The organism is Neisseria brasiliensis, from assembly GCF_009671065.1.
In the GTDB taxonomy this organism is placed as follows: domain Bacteria; phylum Pseudomonadota; class Gammaproteobacteria; order Burkholderiales; family Neisseriaceae; genus Neisseria; species Neisseria brasiliensis.
The window spans coordinates 1990254-2008533 of record NZ_CP046027.1 but is presented as its reverse complement, the minus strand read 5'-3'; the positions used below and the strand labels follow the sequence as shown (position 1 = coordinate 2008533).

General features: G+C 49.4%; 17 protein-coding genes and 1 pseudogene. 8 read left to right on the top strand and 10 right to left on the bottom strand.

Annotation, left to right across the window (positions count from 1 at the left end; genetic code table 11):
* From GJV52_RS09975 to GJV52_RS09950, 6 genes are all read left to right on the top strand, one after another.
* Complete coding sequence (locus GJV52_RS09975) at positions 1-510, top strand: peptidylprolyl isomerase (protein ID WP_095503387.1); 510 nt, start codon at positions 1-3, stop codon at positions 508-510.
* 175 nt (positions 511-685) lie between these two features.
* Entirely contained in the window at positions 686-1522 is an 837-nt protein-coding gene (gene ypfJ, locus GJV52_RS09970) for a KPN_02809 family neutral zinc metallopeptidase (protein WP_100563608.1), read from the top strand.
* 112 nt (positions 1523-1634) lie between these two features.
* Positions 1635-2480 carry a 23S rRNA (adenine(2030)-N(6))-methyltransferase RlmJ gene (locus tag GJV52_RS09965; RefSeq protein ID WP_095503385.1) on the top strand — a complete coding sequence of 282 codons (846 nt, stop codon included), beginning with the start codon at positions 1635-1637 and terminating at the stop codon, positions 2478-2480.
* 143 nt (positions 2481-2623) lie between these two features.
* Entirely contained in the window at positions 2624-2824 is a 201-nt protein-coding gene (locus GJV52_RS09960; protein WP_100563607.1) for a hypothetical protein, read from the top strand.
* Between the two features lie 105 nt (positions 2825-2929).
* Positions 2930-3319 carry a hypothetical protein gene (locus GJV52_RS09955; protein ID WP_095503383.1) on the top strand — a complete coding sequence of 130 codons (390 nt, stop codon included), beginning with the start codon at positions 2930-2932 and terminating at the stop codon, positions 3317-3319.
* Between the two features lie 61 nt (positions 3320-3380).
* On the top strand, positions 3381-4355 hold the full coding sequence (locus GJV52_RS09950; RefSeq protein WP_100563605.1) for a class 1 fructose-bisphosphatase: 975 nt from the start codon (positions 3381-3383) through the stop codon (positions 4353-4355).
* A 67-nt stretch (positions 4356-4422) separates the two neighbouring features.
* Here GJV52_RS09950 and cls read toward each other — a convergent pair whose 3' ends face one another.
* Positions 4423-5916 carry a cardiolipin synthase gene (gene cls, locus GJV52_RS09945; RefSeq protein ID WP_095503418.1) on the bottom strand — a complete coding sequence of 498 codons (1494 nt, stop codon included), beginning with the start codon at positions 5914-5916 and terminating at the stop codon, positions 4423-4425.
* A 221-nt stretch (positions 5917-6137) separates the two neighbouring features.
* On the opposite strand from cls, the gene ptrA reads away from it, so the two are divergent.
* Positions 6138-9080, top strand: coding sequence for a pitrilysin (gene ptrA, locus GJV52_RS09940; protein WP_100563627.1), 2943 nt, complete (start codon positions 6138-6140; stop codon positions 9078-9080).
* A gap of 61 nt (positions 9081-9141) precedes the next feature.
* Here ptrA and hemE read toward each other — a convergent pair whose 3' ends face one another.
* The 9 genes and pseudogenes from hemE to dnaQ form a co-directional block, all read right to left on the bottom strand.
* On the bottom strand, positions 9142-10203 hold the full coding sequence (hemE, locus tag GJV52_RS09935) for a uroporphyrinogen decarboxylase (RefSeq protein WP_095503381.1): 1062 nt from the start codon (positions 10201-10203) through the stop codon (positions 9142-9144).
* Between the two features lie 162 nt (positions 10204-10365).
* Positions 10366-11589, bottom strand: coding sequence for a heme biosynthesis HemY N-terminal domain-containing protein (locus GJV52_RS09930; protein WP_095503380.1), 1224 nt, complete (start codon positions 11587-11589; stop codon positions 10366-10368).
* The gene (locus GJV52_RS13300; RefSeq protein ID WP_229439516.1) at positions 11586-12884 is read right to left on the bottom strand and encodes a uroporphyrinogen-III C-methyltransferase; all 1299 of its coding nucleotides are present in this window, start codon (positions 12882-12884) and stop codon (positions 11586-11588) included. The genes GJV52_RS09930 and GJV52_RS13300 overlap by 4 nt, the downstream gene beginning before the upstream one ends.
* A gap of 294 nt (positions 12885-13178) precedes the next feature.
* Positions 13179-13781, bottom strand: a pseudogene (locus GJV52_RS13295) (uroporphyrinogen-III synthase); the annotation flags it as partial.
* A gap of 136 nt (positions 13782-13917) precedes the next feature.
* Complete coding sequence (locus GJV52_RS09920) at positions 13918-14586, bottom strand: thermonuclease family protein (protein WP_100563583.1); 669 nt, start codon at positions 14584-14586, stop codon at positions 13918-13920.
* A 68-nt stretch (positions 14587-14654) separates the two neighbouring features.
* Positions 14655-15326 (bottom strand): ribose-5-phosphate isomerase RpiA, encoded by a 672-nt coding sequence (rpiA, locus tag GJV52_RS09915; protein WP_100563582.1) that lies wholly within the window; start codon positions 15324-15326, stop codon positions 14655-14657.
* Between the two features lie 96 nt (positions 15327-15422).
* The gene (ispF, locus tag GJV52_RS09910) at positions 15423-15911 is read right to left on the bottom strand and encodes a 2-C-methyl-D-erythritol 2,4-cyclodiphosphate synthase (protein ID WP_095503376.1); all 489 of its coding nucleotides are present in this window, start codon (positions 15909-15911) and stop codon (positions 15423-15425) included.
* 73 nt (positions 15912-15984) lie between these two features.
* On the bottom strand, positions 15985-16662 hold the full coding sequence (gene ispD, locus GJV52_RS09905) for a 2-C-methyl-D-erythritol 4-phosphate cytidylyltransferase (protein ID WP_095503375.1): 678 nt from the start codon (positions 16660-16662) through the stop codon (positions 15985-15987).
* Entirely contained in the window at positions 16659-17384 is a 726-nt protein-coding gene (dnaQ, locus tag GJV52_RS09900) for a DNA polymerase III subunit epsilon (RefSeq protein ID WP_100563581.1), read from the bottom strand. The genes ispD and dnaQ overlap by 4 nt, the downstream gene beginning before the upstream one ends.
* A 336-nt stretch (positions 17385-17720) precedes the next feature.
* On the opposite strand from dnaQ, the gene GJV52_RS09895 reads away from it, so the two are divergent.
* On the top strand, positions 17721-18197 hold the full coding sequence (locus GJV52_RS09895; RefSeq protein WP_100563580.1) for a hypothetical protein: 477 nt from the start codon (positions 17721-17723) through the stop codon (positions 18195-18197).
* The last annotated feature ends 83 nt before the right edge of the window (positions 18198-18280 follow it).

The following is an 18280-nucleotide window of genomic DNA, read 5'->3' as shown; positions in this document are numbered from 1 at the left end:
ATGATTATTCTGCACACCAACAAAGGCGACATCAAAATCGAATTGGATTTTGACAAAGCACCGGTAACCGCGGCCAACTTCGAACAATACGTTAAAGAAGGCTTTTACGACGGCGTGATTTTCCACCGCGTGATTAAAGGCTTTATGATTCAAGGTGGCGGCATGGATGAAAACATGAGCGAAAAAAACACCCACGAGCCGATTCAAAACGAAGCAGGCAACGGCTTATCTAACGATAAATACACCATTGCCATGGCACGCACTTCCGACCCACACTCGGCCAGCGCGCAATTTTTCATCAACACTGCCGACAACGCATTCTTGAACCACCGTTCAAAAGAAATGCACGGTCGCAATGTGGTGCAAGAATGGGGTTATGCCGTATTCGGTAAAGTGGTTGAAGGCTTTGATGTTGTGGACGCAATTGAAGGTGTGGCCACCAAACGCCACAGCTACCACGATGATGTGCCGACTGAAGCAGTGATCATCACCAAAGCCGAAGCAGTTTAATCATTGATTGATTTATGCCGTCTGAACTTTTTTCAGACGGCATTTTTATCATCTGTTTAAAAGTACATAATAGTGCATTAAATTTAAATATCATCCGCTCATTTTCACGCTAACAGAATTTTCCATTGTCACGTATAATAAGCAGCAAAACCATGACATCACAAGGAATCGACACATGAAATGGCAAGGACGCAGACAAAGCTCAAATGTAGAAGACCGCCGCGGCAGAAGTAGCGGCGGTGGTGGCGGTAAAACGCCCGGCATTATCGGCATCATCGTGTTGCTGGTCGGCGCTTATTACGGTGTCGATTTATCCGGTTTGGTCGGCACCCCAAGCGTGGGCATGAGCCAGCAATCCACGCTCGATAACAAATTGGAAAGCCAATTAAACGAGCTCTCGCGCGTGGTATTGGCCGATACCGAACAAACTTGGAGCAAGATTTTCGCTCAACACGGCCAGCAATACCGTCCGGCCAAAATGGTGCTCTACACCGGCGGCACCTCCACCGCCTGCGGCACCGGTCAGGCAGCCATGGGGCCTTTCTATTGTCCGGGCGACCAAACCGTTTACTTGGATTTGTCGTTTTATGAAGACATGCGCACCAAACTGGGTGCATCCGGCGATGCTGCCTTTGCCTACGTGATTGCCCATGAAGTCGGCCACCATGTGCAAAACCTGTTGGGCATTTTGCCACAAGTGACCCAAGCGCAACGCGGTGCAAGCAAAACCCAAGCCAATGCCTTATCAGTGAAACTTGAATTGCAGGCCGACTGCTTTGCCGGCATTTGGGCGCGCGATTCCATCAACCAAAACCTGCTCGACACCAATGACGTGCAAGAAGCCATGCTGGCCGCCGAATCTGTGGGCGACGATCGCCTGCAGAAAAAATCGCAAGGTTATGTCGTGCACGACAGCTTCACCCACGGCTCATCTGCCGAGCGCATGGCATGGTTGAAACGCGGTATCGACAGCAGTGACATCAACCAATGCAATACTTTCGCCACCAATTGATTTTGAGTTTAAAAAAGCCGTCTGAATTAATTATTCAGACGGCTTTTTATTGAAATCTGCTACACCAAGTTTGCTATAATCTTTTCCCTTATTCATTTTTCAGACGGCCATTATGCTCAGCTACCGCCACGCCTTTCATGCCGGCAACCATGCCGATATGCTCAAACATTTCACCCTGTTTCTCGCCTTAGAATATTTCAACCGCAAAGACAAACCCTATTGGTATATCGACACCCACAGCGGCGCCGGTTTATACGACTTGGGCAGCAGCGAAGCACAAAAAGTCGGGGAATACAAACAAGGCATTGCCCTGCTCAACCAAGCGCAAAACCTGCCCAACGAGCTGGCGGAGTTCACAGGCCGTCTGAAACAAATCCTACCGCAAACCAACCTTTATTGCGGCTCGCCTTGGCTGGCACAAGTCCTCACGCGCGACAGCGACAAGCTGCGATTATTTGAACTGCATCCGAGTGATTTTCAACATCTGCAAAACAATATGCGTGAAGCCCGCTTAGGCCGCCGTGGCATCATCAGCCAAAGCGACGGCTACCAAGGTTTGATTGCCCTGCTGCCGCCACCTACTCGCCGCGCCGTGGTGCTGATTGATCCGCCGTATGAAGAAAAACAGGATTACCAGCGTGTAGTGCAGACATTGAAAGAAGCACAAAAACGCTTCGAATCCGGCTGCTACATGGTGTGGTATCCATGCTTAAGCCGCGAAGAAAGCCGCAAATTGCCGGAGCAATTGCAAAAGCTGTCGCCGCAAAATTACCTGCACGCCGAATTACACGTCCACACGCCACGCGCCGACGGCTTCGGCATGCACGGCAGCGGCATGTTTATCATCAATCCTCCTTACCTTTTGGCCGAACAACTGCAAAACAACCTGCCCGCACTCACCGATATTTTGGCGCAAGACCAAGGGGTGAACTTTGTGTTGGATTATCAAATTAAATAAATCCTATCATCTTTAGGCCGTCTGAACGATTCAGACGGCCTAAAGATTATATTCATACTGGCCACTATCCTTGTAGACATTGTCAAATCTGATAACATTACGTAAATTCATTTGTAATAACCGATTGAAATAAAGAGGCTGAAATGAAAGCATTATTGGCTTATATAAGAGATATGATTTCTATGATTTTCATTCTTGCCTGGATGGTTTTCTTTGCAGTTTTCGGTTTGATTGCCGCTATTGCCTACAGTTTTTATCCAACCACCACCTTAATCATCGTTGCCCTGACATTACCCGGCTTGATAGTTGAATTTTTAAAAGATCTTAGATCTAAAAACAATTAAATCCCTTTTCGGCAGCCCAAAGTATGCCGCTGATTTCTGCTAAAGATAGCCTACACCTGCATTTTCCATTACAATTAACTACATCTTTTCAGACGGCCCTATATCATGCGCCCACGCCTTTATTTGCTTGCGTTATCCCTTACCCCATTCTTGTTAAGCTCATGCAGCGGCGCGGAAAACGATCCCATTTCCCAAGCCGTCAACGAGCAAATGCGCAATGGCTTTATCACCGTGGTTTCCGAACAATGCGTCAACCGGGTTCCGCAAGACCAACAATTCGTATCGGCAGAAAAAGTTCGCCAAATCTGCGACTGCACGGCCGGTAAAATGTTCGACAGCGTTTCCACGCAAGACTTAACCGATATGCTCGCCGGTAAAATCAGCCCCGAACTCACCGACAAACTCAGCAGCGCTGCCATGGCGTGTGCGGAAGAAAGCATCAGCCAGCCTGAAGCGGCATCAGCCGTGGCCTCGGAAATTACGCCAGCGCAATAAAACTGGGGTAGGCCGTCTGAAATCAAAATTCCATGACTTTTATTGAAGAAAAGAGTGTGACATGACTACTTTAGCGCAATTTTTACCACAACACCTGCAACAAAACAACGTGCCTACCGAATTGGGCAGCGTGTTGCAATCCGTTGTTTCTGCCTGTGAAGACATCAGCGATAAAGTCCGCTTGGGCGCATTGGCCGGTGTGTTGGGCATGGCCGGAACGGGCAACGTGCAAGGCGAAGACCAGAAAAAACTCGATGTTATCGCCAATGATGTGTTGATTGATGTATTAAAAAGCAACCCGAATGTGGCCGGTTTGGCCAGCGAAGAAGAAGACACCTTTGTCGCCTGTAACAATAATGGCGGCTATTTGGTATTGTTCGACCCGCTTGATGGTTCGTCCAATATCGATGTGAACATTTCCGTTGGCACCATTTTCTCGATTTTGGCCAAACCTGAAGGCACGTTGAACACCGAATCTTTCCTGCAAAAAGGCCAAGACCAAGTCGGCAGCGGCTATGTGTTATACGGCCCGCAAACGCAATTGGTGTTTACCTTGAAACACGGCGTATTCGTGTTCACCCTGAATGAGCAAAACGAATTTGTGTTGACCCAAGAAAATCCGCAGATTCCGGCAGCCACCAAAGAATTTGCCATCAATATGTCGAACCAACGCCACTGGTTCGCGCCTATGCAGCAATATATTGAAGAACTTTTGGCCGGTGAAACCGGTGCGCGCGGCAAAAACTACAATATGCGCTGGGTCGCCAGTATGGTCGCTGAAATCCACCGTATCTTGATGCGCGGCGGTGTGTTTATGTATCCGCAAGACAAACGCGACCCGAGCAAACCGGGCAAACTGCGCTTGATGTATGAAGCCAACCCGTTGAGCCTGATTTTCGCCCAAAGCGGCGGCATGGCCAGCAATGCATTGGAAGACATTCTCAGCATCCAGCCAACCGGCCTGCATCAACGTGTGTCAGTCATCATGGGCAGCCGCGAAGAAGTAGAACGCGTTAATGAATTGCATAAAGCTTGATAGTTAAACCGATTTTATTTAAATCACTAGAAAAAAGGCCGTCTGAAATTTCAGACGGCCTTTAATATTAAAGCAATGGACTCATCAAACGCACCACGTTTTCCACCAAAATCCACCATTTAGAGCGTTGCTGCCATTCATCGGCGGAAATATATTGACTGTCGGTCAGATAGCTTTGCTGCAAATCATAAATTTTCTGCGTCATACCGTGGTTGTAAATCGCCAAGCTGATTTCCAGATTCAGGAAGAAACTGCGCATATCCATGTTGACCGTGCCAAACAGCGCGTAATCGTCGTCAATCGTCATGGTTTTGGCATGCAGCAAACCGCCGTCGAACAAAGCCAGTTTCACGCCCGATTCGAGCAGCATCGGATAATAAGCGCGTGAAGCATAATGTACCATGGTCGAATCGACCTTGGCGGGTACAATCAGCGTCACGTCCACACCGCGTTTGGCGGCAGAAGTCAACGCCAGCAGCAATGGTTCGTCCGGCACAAAATACGGCGTGGTGATGGTGATTTGATAAGTGGCGGCATAAATCGCGCTGACGATGGTTTCGTAAATCACATGGCTACTCTGCTCAGGGGCAGACGGAATCACTTGCGCGATGACATTGCCCTGCTTCATTTTCTCAGGCAGCATTTGCGGAATGCGGTCTTCATGCTGCTTCAAATATTGCTGAATGCCTTGCAAGTTTTCATCATCTTCCACCGCCAAATCGGCAAAAAACACCGCCGCCATTTCCAACACCATCGGCCCGGTGCAGCGCATCATCACATCAATCCACTCGCCCACGCCGGAATCTTGTTTGAAATAGCTAGGGTCAACCAAATTGAAGCTGCCGGTGTAGCCGATTTTGCTGTCCACCACCAAAATTTTGCGGTGATTGCGCAAATCGGTGCGGGTGAACAAAGTTTTGAGCAAGCCCACCGGTAAGGCGCATTCGATTTCCACACCGGCCTGACGTAAACGCCCGACCCAATAGCTGTTTAAAAAATCACGACTGCCCACGCCATCGGCTAAAATCGCGCAATCAACACCACGCTGCGCCGCGTTCATCAGCGCTTCCAATAATTTTTCAATCCGCCCCTGCGCATCAATAATGTAAAACGCCATCATCACTGATGTTTCTGCTTGTTCGATGTCGGCAATCATGGTGTCGATGATGGTGTCGGTGGTGGAAAGCAAGGTCATGGCATTGCTTTGCGTCGCGCCTAAGCCGGTGGTATGCGCCGCCACTTGGCTGATGCCGTGCAGATGCGGTTTCATTTTACCGCTGATGTCGAGATGCACATCATGCAAGTATTTGTCGGCAAACTCGCCATAAAAGCGGTTCATTTCGCCGCTACGTTTAGCACGCGCCGTGCCTAAGCGCGGCTCGCCGATTAAAATATAAGCAATGGTGCCAAACACGGGAAACAAAAACAAAATACTCAGCCAGGCAAAGGTCGAGCCGATGTTTTTTTGTTTGTAGAGCACACGCAGCATACAAATCAAGGCTGCGGTGGTGTGGATGACGACGAAAATCTCCGTCCAAGTGATGTCTTTTAAAAAAGTCATGCTGCAAATTAAGAAAATCAGAATAAGCGAATTATACGCCAAACCCATGCAGCAACTGCCAACGGAATACCGTCTGAAAATATATTATTGAGAAAGCTTATCAAATTTGTTAAGTTTTGTTATACTGCTACTAAACTTACCCATTCCACCATAAAACCTTATTCAGACAGCATAATATATTAAAGGCCGTCTGAAAACACAGCCAACATGCAGGAGCGATGATGAGCCGATTTTTTGGATTCTGTACTGTTTACACCGCCGTTTTCACCGCACTTTTAAGCATTTCCCTGCCCTATGCCGCCGCAGAAAATGTTCAGACGGCCTCTGCCACAATAGCCGCGCCTTACCGTTTTATCGATGAAACCATCCACAAAGCGCCAAAAGACAAAGCCGAATATCACGCAGTCGAGTTGGCCAACGGCATGACGGTATTGCTGATTTCTGATCCCAACGCCAACAAATCCATCATGGCTGCGGCCTTGCCCATTGGTTCAAAAGACGACCCGATCACCCAGCAAGGCATGGCGCACTATTTGGAACATATGATTTTTATGGGCTCCAAGCGCTATCCTGATGTCGATGGCTTGATGACATTCCTACAAAAAAACGGCGGCCGCACCAATGCATCCACCAACTTCATGCGCACTGCCTACCATTTCCATGTCAACCATGATGCTTTCAACGAAGCCGTCGCACGCATGGCTGATGCTTTGGCGTTTCCGATTTTGTCGCCCGAATATTCTAAAAAAGAGCTGAACGCCGTGAATGCCGAATTAGTGCGCGCCAAGGCCAGCGATACCGCGCTACTGGCCAGTATCGCCGCCAACACGGTCAATCCTGCGCATCCAAATGCCAAATTTATGCATGGCAACCGCGAAAGCCTGCGTGACAAACCCGGCAGCAAATTGCACGACGAATTGCTGAAATTCCATCGCCAATACTATTCTGCCAATCTTTTTAAGGCCGTTTTATATTCCAAGCAACCGATTGAGCAGCTGGCCAAACTCGCCGCCGATACCTTGGGAAAAATGCCGAATAAACAAGTGGTTGAACCGAAAATCGATGTGCCGCTTTATCGAGCGCAGGATAAAGCCGTTTTACTGCAATACAAGCCGCTTCAGCCGTCAAAATCCATCGCGCTGTCATTTAGCTATCCGAAAAACGAAGAGCATTTGTTCCGCGCGAAAACCGGCGCTTATCTGGCTTATCTCTTCACCAACAATACCGCCGGCACACTCAGCGACTATCTGATTAAAAACGGCCTATCCGACAGTGGCCTGATTGCGTTACCCGCAGACAACAATGGCGGCAACGAAAGCGCGTTTGTCTTGACCTTGGCCTTAACCGAAAAAGGCTGGCAACAGCGTGATCATATTGTGTCGATGATTTTCCAGCAGATTAAGCTCATCAAACAATCCGGTATCGACGATGCCTACTATCAGGAAATCCGCGAAAGCCTGAAGCAATCCTTCCAAACCACGGATGTGCCAAAAAGCGTGGGTTATGCCTCTGCATTGGCAGAAACCATGTTACGCTATCCGCTGGCCAATATTATTGATGCCGGTTTTGTTGCTGATGGTTTGGACAAAGCCGCTGTCATGGAAAAACTCAATGGCATGACACCCGACAACATGCGCATGATAGAAGTTTCAGACGGCCTCAATCCATCGCAACACACCACGCCTTATTTTGGTGCGGTGTATGATATTCGTCCGTTCACAGCGCAGCAAAAAGCAAAATGGCTGGATTTCAGCGGCAATCCGAAATTGGTTTTGCCCCAGCGCAATCCTTATTTTGCCGATGATTTTTCAGCCAATGCCCAAGGCGTGAAACGCAGCCACCCCAAAGCGCTGCACAATCAAAAAGGCTTAAAAGTTTTCCACATGCCTTCGCAGCATTTTGGCGAGAATCCCGAAGTTACCACTACCATGATGTTCACCATCATGCCCAATCAGCCCGATCTTAAGCTCGGCGTAGCGGCGTTGGCCTACGGCTACATGAACGATTTGGCGCAAAGCCAGCTGAGCTATCAATCACAAATTGCCGGTATGTCAGTGGGCATTACACCGACGGAAACCGGTTTTGTGCTCAACAGCGGCGGCTATGCCCAGCATTTAGGCAAACTCACCACCGATTATCTGAAGAATTTCACCCAAACCCCGCTTAACGCCGACCAGCTCGAACAAGCACGCAAGCGTTTGCTGGACGGCTTGGAAGCGCAGAAAAAAGCCGGCAGTTTGGCGCAAGCGGTATCAGTGTTCCATGATTTTGAGCGCTACCCTACCTTCGATTGGGACGATCTTTATGCCAGCGCCAAAGAAGTGAATCTGCAAGATGTTGCCCTTGTGCGAGAGCGGATTCTCAACAACATCAATGGGCTGCGTGTCTTCTCATTCGGCAATTTTTCCGACAAACAAGTAAAAAAATTGGTGCGCGACGTACAAAAAATCGTGCCGAACGCCAATCATGATGTCTATCGCATGCGCTATCCCGATGTGAGCCAATCCGAGCGCAAACTCAACCACATTGTCAACGTGCCGCATGAAGACAACGCTTTGAGCATCATCTACATGCCCAAAGGCTACGAGCGATTGGAAGGCCGCGTGCGCGCTTCCTTGCTCACGCGCCTCTTGAGCCGCTGGTATTTCGATGATTTACGCACCGACAAGCAGCTTGGCTATAGTGTCAGCCAAGGCGTTTATACCATCGGTAAAACAGCAGGTTTGCAGTTTTCCGTGCAAAGTGCCGATGCGACACCGGCCGAAATCATGCACCACAACCAGCGTTTCTTTAATGAAAGCTGGCAAAAGCTGCAAGACTTGAGTGAAGAAGACGTAGCACGCCAGCGCAACAATATGTTGATCCACTTGCGTCATAAACCCGAATCGCTGAGTCAGGAAGCCGGACGATATTCCAGCGACTTTCTCTATGGCAATTATGAATTTGACACCCGCCAAAAAATTATGGCGTTAACAGAAAAGCTCACCAAGCAAGACTTACTCGATTTCTACCGCAAAGCCGTGATAGAACGGGAAGGTTTCGTCTTCGCTTCACAAGCGCTCGGCAGCAAAGCAAAAAATGGCGATGCTGCGCAATTTGAAGGCTACGAAAAGGTAAACAGCATTGCCAAATTACAGAAGGAATTTGAAATCAAAGAATATTAAAATTGTGTTCCATAAAATAAAAAGGCCGTCTGAAATTCAGACGGCCTTTTCTAAGCTTCAATTATTTGTGATATTGGCGTGATAACTCATGCACGGTATCGACCAAGATTTTTGCGTGTTCCGGATTGGCATACTGATTGATGCCGTGACCGAGATTAAACACATGGCCGCTGCCTTGGCCATAATCGCCGAGAATACGCGCCACTTCAGTGCGGATGCTTTCCGGAGTGCCGAACAAAGCAAATGGATCAAAGTTGCCTTGCAGTGCCACTTTATCACCTACACGGCGGCGCGCTTCGCCGATGTTGCAAGTCCAATCCAAGCCCAGCGCATCGGCACCGATAGCCGCCATTTTTTCCAACCACAAGCCGCCGCCTTTGGCGAACACAATCACCGGCACTTGGCGGCCTTCGCTTTCGCGTTTTAATCCTGCGACAATCTGCTGCATGTATTTTAGGCTGAATTCTTCAAACGCAGCATCGCTCAACACGCCGCCCCAAGTATCAAAAATCTGCACCGCCTGCGCACCGGCCTCGATTTGCGCATTCAGATAAGCCGTCACTGCTTGAGCATTGGTGGTCAAAATTTTGTGCAGCAAATCAGGGCGCGAATACATCATGGTTTTAATGGTGCGAAATTCCTTGCTGCTGCCGCCTTCGACCATATAGCAAGCCAGCGTGAACGGGCTGCCGGAGAAGCCAATCAACGGAACGCGGCCGTTTAAGGCAGTGCGGATGGAAGTAACCGCGTCAAACACATATTGCAATTTGGCCATATCCGGCACTTCCAATTTAGCGATGTCGGCTTCGTGCTGTAACGGGCGCTCAAATTTTGGCCCTTCGCCTTCGGCAAAATACAGCCCCAAACCCATGGCATCCGGCACGGTCAGAATGTCGGAAAACAAAATCGCCGCGTCCAAATCAAAACGCTCCAAAGGCTGAATAGTCACTTCGGTGGCCAGCTCGGTGTTTTTACACAAATCCAAAAAGCTGCCCGCCTGCGCGCGCGTAGCTTTATATTCCGGCAGATAGCGTCCGGCTTGACGCATCATCCAAATCGGTGTGTATTCAACAGGTTGCTTTAAAAGAGCACGGAGAAAAGTATCGTTTTGCAATGGAATCATGACAGCTTTCTAAATATAAGGCCGTCTGAACAGGCGGCCGGGATCAATGAAATACGCGTCTTGTGTCACCGCGCATGATGAACGTATTGTAAACATAAAAAGGCCGTCTGAACAGGTTTCACACGCATGGAAACGTTTCAGACGGCCTTTACGTGAATGCGCTTAAGCTTTGGTCATCAAGGCAACCGGTTCTTCCTCTCCCACCACGCTTTCCAACACCAGTTTGCGCTGGGCATCGGCTTTTTGCGATTGGTTGGTTTCATCGAACACACGCGCCAGCGTCAAATGCGCGCTCAAGCTCGGTTTAATGGCCAAGCTGGCTTCCAAATAGCCTTGCGCCTTGCCCCACAGCTGCTTACTGTAAGCCAATTGACCCAAATACATCAGCAATTGCGCATTATCCGGGCGTGCCTTCAACCAAGAATCGGCGGTATCGATGGCTTTTTGTTGCTCGCGGTCACTCAAATAGCGCACGCTTTCAACAAACGGTTCTAGCAATTCGACTTGCTGCGTTTGCGGATAATATTGGTTGACCCATTTCACCGCTTGCTCATACAAGCCCAAACGCTCGTATTTCTGCGCAATTTCGATACACATTTCACCGGCTTTCAAATTATCCGGAATGCGTTTCAAGCAGGCTTTCAAGCCGTTTTGGTCGGAAGCCAGTGCCAGCAGGCGACGGTATGCCCAAGTTTGGTATTGCTCGGCTTCATAATCGTTAATCGCACCGGCTCTCACCAGTTTTTCCGCTTTATTCAACACTTCCAACGCATTACCATGGTCAAACGCATAACGCAATTGCAAGCGCACCAAGCGGGTCAGGTTTGGGTTGATTTGTGCGGCGGCATTCAGGTTTTCTTCAGCAGCCGGATAATCGCGGCGGCTCAAAGCAGATTCGGCCAGCAGCAAGTAGCGCGACAATTGCTGTTTTTTCGGCAGCAATTCGATGTCTTTCAAATAGCGGTCGCGCAAGTCTAAATTATCCATCTGGTCGGCAGCGTGTGCGCCCAACATCAAAGCCAAGGTACGGTTGTCGCCCGCTTCTTTGTTGGTCAATACTTTGGCCGCTTCCAGTTCGGCTTTTTCAAAGCGGCCTTCAAAAAACGCCAAACCTGCGCTATTCAAAGCATGCACAGCTTGATTGCCTTTGCGCGCTACGCCGAAGCGTTGCAAGCGGCTCGGCACATTCAACACGCTGGCCAAGAATTTCACCAACAAATACAACACCACAACCACCGCAATCAAGCCCAGAATAAAGGCATGCAGATTGATGCGCAGCATGGTTTGCTCAACCACTACATACACGTTACCGGTGTAAATACCCGAGGCAAGTGCCAAACCTACGGCAACGGCAAATAAAATCACAATCCAAATGACGCTTTTCATGCCTGTTCCCCTTTCGCTTGCGCCGGTGCTTCTTGAGCGGCTTCAGGTTTGGCAGCAGGTGCGACCGGTGTTTGCGGCTGCGATGCTTTGTTTTCAGACGGCAACGCAGGCGCTTCAGGCATAGTCGCAGCGGAAGCCGGCGCCGGTGCGGATGCTTGCGCTTCAGCAGCTTCGGAAGCGGCTTTCGGCTCGGCTGCTTCGGTTTCCACTGGTGCCGCGGCTACTGCAGCTTGCACACGGCTGCCGTCTTGATAAGCGCGTACGGCAGCCAAGCTGTTTTTCAGTGCGTCACCGCTGGTCATGCGGATATCCAAGGCTTTCAATTCGGCCAATTCTTTCAGCCATGATTGGGTGGCCGGTGATTTATTGTCGAAATACTGTTTCACCGCGGCTTCGACATTGTTCAAATCGCTTTGATACACTTCACCGTTGTGTTGCAGCAAGGCGGTGCGGGCATCCAAAAGGCGCAGGCGTAAGTTTTCACGCACGAAATAAATCTGCTCCGGCGACAACAACATCGAATCGTTGCTCTCCAAATTGCGCACTTCCACCAAGCCTTTCAATGCACCGAGTGATTTTTCCCAGGCGTTTTCCCACCATGAAAGCTGCGGATTTTCTTGAACCTGCTCTGCCGCGCCCGGTTTCAGCGTGCCATCCACCACCAACGGCAAACCGGCCACAGCAGTTTCTAAGCGGTCGATACGCAAAGCGGTACCGGAAACATCGACGTAAGGTCGGTTTTTCAATTCAGCCAAATCGCTGCTGATGGCTTGCTTAATCGGCAATAATTCAGGCTGGTCGAAACGACTCAAACGGCTGTTGACATGTTCCAACACGCCCACCGCACCCGGCACATTACCCGACAGCATCAATTGCTGCGCGGCCAGATTCAACATGCTTTCTGATTCGTCCACCAACCAGTTGACGCGGCCTTTTACCAATTCCTGATAGGCTTTTTGGTTTAACTCGATTTGGTCGCTGTTGGCTTTTTGCGCATTGGCCAAACGCTCAATTTCGGCTTGAATGGTGGTTTGGCGGCTGATGTTGTCTTTCAGCAAAGAAGCATTTTCAGATTCGCCCAACGCGGCTTTGTCGATTTTTTGGGTAAAGGCCAACTCTTGATTTCTCAACACATTCTGACCTTGAACAAACAAGAAACCGCTCGCACCCAAGCCCAGTAAAGCCAGCACCAGCGCACCAACAGCCAAACCTTTGCCGGATGATTGCTGAATCACCACCGGCGCAGGAGTTTGGGAAGATGACTCGTTTTTCGGTGTATTTTTATTGTCTGACATAGTGTTTCCTGTATTTCGAGATTCGGCCACCTCTGCGGCGGTCGGCTTCGGTTCGGCCGGTACGCTTTCTGACTTGGCTTTTTTAGACGGCATGGCTTTGCCTTCTGCATTGACCGCAATCACGCGCTCGTCGTTGTTTTGATTGATTTCGGGTTGTTTGTCTTCGGTTTGGCTCATATCGGCTCCGTTTGAGACATGGGATAAAGCCGCGGCATCGAGTGCGGCGACCAATTGGATATTTTGCGCGCCAGCCTGCCGTAAAGCATCGGCCACGCGCTCGTGATGGGTCAAGTATAGCAAGGTTTTGAAGCGTTGCGCCAATGCCGGCGGCACTTGTTCGAACAAGGCTTTTACGCTTTCGGCAGAAGTGATGTATGCCGCTTGCACATTTTCTTCGGGGAAATCTTGCCAATTCAATTCTTTAGGACGTCTGAAATACACCTCGGCCACTGCCACACCAAAGCCTTGTTTGCGCAAATTTTCGATGAGAAAATCGCGTCCGCCATGCCCACGAATCACCAAAATTTTGGCATTTTGCGGCAGGTTTTGCCAAATCAGCAGCCGCAACACGGCTTCGCTGTCGTTGCCGTCGGTCGGGCTGAAAATTTCGTGCTGGGTAAAACGGCTTAAGGTTCGGCGGCTGGCTTCACCAACGGTAATTTGCACTTTCATGCCGTCTGAAAAATCAACATGCGGCGCGGCAATTTCAATGGCGGTAGGGCTAACCCAAAACACAGCGTCGCATTGTTGGAACACTTCCGCCAAGCCAGCCAAAGCGGTTTCATCGGGTTCGATTTCGATGGGGTTGAACGCAACCGCATCCCAACCCAATTGACGGCATACGGCAATGTCTTGTTGCGCCCGCGCCTCGGGGCGCACGATTAATAAGGTGGACATATTCAGACGGCCTTTCTTAGAATCTGGGGGAATCGTGGGAAAAGAATCAAATCCAACATACCGATTTATTGCCGATTTCGCAAGTGTTGGTGTTCAGACGGCCTGTTTAAAATCAAATGAAAAGGCCGTCTGAAAACTACCAGCCAAACCATTTGGTATTGGTGCTTTGATTTTTCTCAGCATTTTGCTGCTTGCGAAAATCCCACGGCGCTTGCGGATTTTTTGCCCGCCACAAGCCTTTGCGGTCGCGCTTGGCTTGTTTTTGCGCGGCGGCGTATTCGGCAAAGGCCAGCTTGTTTTGCTGCTTCTTGGCATAGTATTCATAATGCCACGCCGCACCTTCGCGCACCATCATCAGGCTCAAATCGGTATTGCCTTTAAACACTTGCGCCACTTCGCGCCCGTAGCGGTCCAGCTCGAACACTTTCACTTTGACTTTGGCATTATCCGCCACCGCTTTTAATTGGTCGCGCGAACGGGTGCCGTAGGCTTGGTTCATTTCCGGCGCATCGATATGCGCCATGCGGATTTTGTGTTTGCGACCGTTGGCATCGGTGACGTGGATGGTGTCGCCATCGGAAATGCGTGTGATGCGGCCGGTGTAATTTTTCTGTTGGCTTTGCTTCTGCTTGTCTGCTTGCTCGATGCCGGCCAATTCATACAAATCGGGCAGCACACTTTTCCAATTGCTAACCTGTCTGACACGCTCGACAACTTCGCCACCGACTTTCAACCAGTCGATTTTATCGCTGCTATACCCCAAGCCACCGGCCACTGCGGCCAAAATGGCCAACCATTTCAACATATTGTTATTCCATAATTATCAAGGCCGTCTGAAAATTGACACTTTTCAGACGGCCTGAAGATTCGGGTTTAATCCTGACCCGGATAAATCACTTTAGCACCTTCCGCCGTACCCAATACCAACACATCTGCGGCATTGCGGCCGAAAATGCCGTTTTCCACCACGCCGACGATTTGGTTGATTTCGTCTTCACGCGTTACCGGGCGGTCGATATTCAAACCATGCACATCCACGATTTGGTTGCCGTGAAAAGTGGTCACACCAAGACGCAATTCAGGCTGGCCGCCCATGGCCAACAGTTTGCGCGATACCAATGAACGGGCATTCGGAATCACTTCCACCGGCAGCGGGAATTTACCCAAGCGTGAAACGTATTTACTCTCATCGGCAATACAGATAAATTTATCCGCCGCGCTGGCCACGATTTTTTCGTTCAAATGCGCCGCACCGCCGCCTTTAATCATTTGCAGCATGTGGTTCACTTCGTCGGCACCATCGATATACACCGCCAAATGATGCACATCATTGAGCGACAATTCGGGAATGCCGTATTGCGCCAACAATTCGCTGGATTTTTTCGAAGTCGATACCGCGCCTTTGATTTTTTTACCGCTCTTACCCAAAGCTTCGATAAAGAGATTGATGGTCGAACCGGTGCCGATGCCGATGTATTCGTTTTCCGGCACAAATTCAACCGCTTTTTCCGCTGCAATTCGCTTCAATTCGCCTTGTGTCGCCATGATTGCTCCCTTATAAATGATGGTGGATGAATGTTGAGCCTTTTACAAACTGCTCACTTTAATTTTAACATCGAGACGGCAAGCCGTCATGACAGATTATTCGCTGCCGATACGCGCTAACAACACCGCCGCCTGCGCTTCAATCGCTTCCATGCGGCCGAGATAGCCGAGCTTTTCGTTGGTTTTACCCTTCACGTTGACACAGGCCATATCAATGCCCAAATCTTCGGCAATATTCGCGCGCATGGCATCGATGTGCGGGCGTAGTTTCGGCTGCTGGGCGATAATGGTGCTGTCCACATTCACTACTTGCCAACCCTGCGCCTGCACCGCTTTATAGGCTTCACGCAGCAAAAAGCGGCTGTCGGCATCTTTGTTTTCCGCCGCCGTATCAGGAAACAGCTTCCCGATGTCACCCAACGCCGCTGCCCCCAATACCGCATCGGTAATCGCGTGCAACAAAGCATCGGCATCGGAATGGCCGAGTAAGCCTTTTTCAAACGGAATCTTCACGCCGCCGAGAATCAAATCGCGCCCCTCGACCAGTTGGTGAACGTCATAACCTTGTCCGATACGGATATTCATGTTTTCTTTCCTATTGTGTATTGGTTTCATGTTTCAGGCCATCTGAAAAAAATTATTTCAGACGGCCTTATATTCAATTAGCGAGCAATAAACGCACAATAAATTCATCTTGCGGTAAGGTCAGCTTTAAATTGCGCGTGTCGCCCAACACCAGCAACGGCTGCACGCCCAGCATTTCCACCGCCGATGCTTCATCGGTCACGCTGCTTAAATCATCGGCAGACAAAGCGCGGTGCAATAAGGCCGTCTGAAAAAGCTGCGGCGTTTGCGCCTGCCATAATCCGGCGCGCGAAACGGTTGCCGTGATTTGGCTGTCTTCACCCGCGCGTTTCAAAGTGTCCGCCACCGGCACCGCCAGAATCCCGCCTTGTTCGACATTGGCTGCTGCTTCAATCAAGCGGCTCAAGGCTTCGGCAGGCAGGCAGCAACGTGCGGCATCGTGCACCAAAATATTGTCGGTTTCCGCTGCCAAACCTTGTTTTAATAAAACTTCCACACCGTTGCGCACGGTTTCGGCACGCGTTTCCCCGCCCACCTTAAATATGCCGACTTTATCCGAGGCTGTCTGAAAAATATGGTCTTCCGGCGACACGATAACGGCAATAAAATCAATTTGCTCATGCTGCTCGAAAATATCGACAGTGTGTTGCAACACGGTTTTGCCGTTGATTTCCACATATTGCTTGGGCTTGCCCGCGCCAAAACGTGCGCCGATACCGGCAGCCGGAATCAAAGCGATATTGCGTTTCATGCCTGCTGCTCCGCCGTTGCCGGTTCGCGCCAAATGCATTCATCACCCAGCGCATCTAAATATTGTTCATGCTCGGCCAATTCGCTTTCATCGGCACGCACCACTTTCAGACGGCCATTGCGTGTGGTTTGCACCAAATTCACCTGCGCTTGCCCCTCGCCGCTTTCTTCATTTGTGCCGCCCATCAAGTCAAATTGCTGGCGGGTCATAGCCAGATACACATCGGCCAATAATTCGCAGTCGATCAATGCACCATGCAACACACGCTTGCTGCGGTCGACAGAAAAGCGGTTACACAATACATCCAAGCTGTTTTTTTGACCGGGGAACATTTCACGTGCCATTGCTAAGGTGTCAGTCACTTGGCAGCCGAGTTCTCGCACATTGGGCAAACCGATTTTGGAAAATTCGCGGTTTAAAAAGCCTTCATCAAACGGCGCATTGTGGGCAATGATTTCGGCATCGCGGATAAAATCGGCGATTTGATTCCCCACCGCCGCAAAAACCGGCGCGTTTTTTTCTTCCAACACTTCCAATGTCAAACCATGCACTTTAACTGCGTCTTCCGGAATATCGCGTTCGGGATGGATATAAAGATGCAGATAATTGCCGGTCAATTGACGGTTGATCATCTCAACACCGGCAAACTCAATCATGCGGTTGGTCGGGTCGTCAAGAAAACCGGTGGTCTCGGTATCGAATATAATCTGGCGTTTGCTCATGAGGCTGTCCTTTTTTCGTTGCCCGAATCATACTAAATCAATGCGTGAAAGTATAGTTTGCAAAAGTTTAGTCGGATTTTCATTCACCCAAATACTCAGGCCGTCTGAAAACTTTTAGACAACAATTAAAATATGCCGCAAAAGCTGATTTTTACTATTTCCCTACTAAATCACTCAAGCTTTGAAAATTTATCTCAAATTAATTTTAATAAAAATCAAAATCTTATCTCATTATTAAAAAATAATAACAATTATCATTTGCAAATTAGAGAGAAATCCGTATAATTCAACTCATCGAAACACACAACGCAACACACAGAAAGAAAGGAGAAGCACATGCCAGAAAGTATTTTTAAGCAAGTCTCTCTCGACATTCTGAGACTGCACCAACACACCATCCGCTCGCTTTTGGCCACACAAGGCTGCGGCGATTGTGAAATACACGACGCAGTGTATGTGACTTTAGATGGTCGATATTATGTTGGATTACCGTGTATGCCGTCTGAAAATCCATCTGATACCGGTATTTTGCTGATTGAAGACGAAGTTTCACAAGCGCGGTTAAGTTGGGTTGCCCACACCCGCGAAGTGAAACAGAAAGACAATTTATACCAGCGCGTCAGCAGCGCCCTACAGCGTCGCTTGGAACGCAGCAAAGGTAAGCACACCCAAGCAGCCCCCACCTGCCTATTGGAGCTTACCCCACAACAAGGCCGCCTGACCACAGGCAGCAAAGATTTATCGCTCTCACCGCATGATTTGATGAAAGCACTTTATCCGGCAACACATAAATTAGGAGAATTTGCCCTGTAACAGTTTTGGTAGTGGTTTGTGTTCCTTTTGCGCCCCTTAATTATTTTAAAGGGGCGATTTTTTTTGCTGTCCAAATCCTGAGA

What these genes read in the sequence shown, in the direction of transcription:
- GJV52_RS09975 (WP_095503387.1), top strand. Translation starts at nt 1, where the DNA reads ATGATTATTCTGCACACCAACAAAGGCGACATCAAAATCGAATTGGAT.
- ypfJ (WP_100563608.1), top strand. Translation starts at nt 686, where the DNA reads ATGAAATGGCAAGGACGCAGACAAAGCTCAAATGTAGAAGACCGCCGC.
- GJV52_RS09965 (WP_095503385.1), top strand. Translation starts at nt 1,635, where the DNA reads ATGCTCAGCTACCGCCACGCCTTTCATGCCGGCAACCATGCCGATATG.
- GJV52_RS09960 (WP_100563607.1), top strand. Translation starts at nt 2,624, where the DNA reads ATGAAAGCATTATTGGCTTATATAAGAGATATGATTTCTATGATTTTC.
- GJV52_RS09955 (WP_095503383.1), top strand. Translation starts at nt 2,930, where the DNA reads ATGCGCCCACGCCTTTATTTGCTTGCGTTATCCCTTACCCCATTCTTG.
- GJV52_RS09950 (WP_100563605.1), top strand. Translation starts at nt 3,381, where the DNA reads ATGACTACTTTAGCGCAATTTTTACCACAACACCTGCAACAAAACAAC.
- cls (WP_095503418.1), bottom strand. Translation starts at nt 5,916, where the DNA reads ATGACTTTTTTAAAAGACATCACTTGGACGGAGATTTTCGTCGTCATC.
- ptrA (WP_100563627.1), top strand. Translation starts at nt 6,138, where the DNA reads ATGAGCCGATTTTTTGGATTCTGTACTGTTTACACCGCCGTTTTCACC.
- hemE (WP_095503381.1), bottom strand. Translation starts at nt 10,203, where the DNA reads ATGATTCCATTGCAAAACGATACTTTTCTCCGTGCTCTTTTAAAGCAA.
- GJV52_RS09930 (WP_095503380.1), bottom strand. Translation starts at nt 11,589, where the DNA reads ATGAAAAGCGTCATTTGGATTGTGATTTTATTTGCCGTTGCCGTAGGT.
- GJV52_RS13300 (WP_229439516.1), bottom strand. Translation starts at nt 12,884, where the DNA reads ATGTCAGACAATAAAAATACACCGAAAAACGAGTCATCTTCCCAAACT.
- GJV52_RS09920 (WP_100563583.1), bottom strand. Translation starts at nt 14,586, where the DNA reads ATGTTGAAATGGTTGGCCATTTTGGCCGCAGTGGCCGGTGGCTTGGGG.
- rpiA (WP_100563582.1), bottom strand. Translation starts at nt 15,326, where the DNA reads ATGGCGACACAAGGCGAATTGAAGCGAATTGCAGCGGAAAAAGCGGTT.
- ispF (WP_095503376.1), bottom strand. Translation starts at nt 15,911, where the DNA reads ATGAATATCCGTATCGGACAAGGTTATGACGTTCACCAACTGGTCGAG.
- ispD (WP_095503375.1), bottom strand. Translation starts at nt 16,662, where the DNA reads ATGAAACGCAATATCGCTTTGATTCCGGCTGCCGGTATCGGCGCACGT.
- dnaQ (WP_100563581.1), bottom strand. Translation starts at nt 17,384, where the DNA reads ATGAGCAAACGCCAGATTATATTCGATACCGAGACCACCGGTTTTCTT.
- GJV52_RS09895 (WP_100563580.1), top strand. Translation starts at nt 17,721, where the DNA reads ATGCCAGAAAGTATTTTTAAGCAAGTCTCTCTCGACATTCTGAGACTG.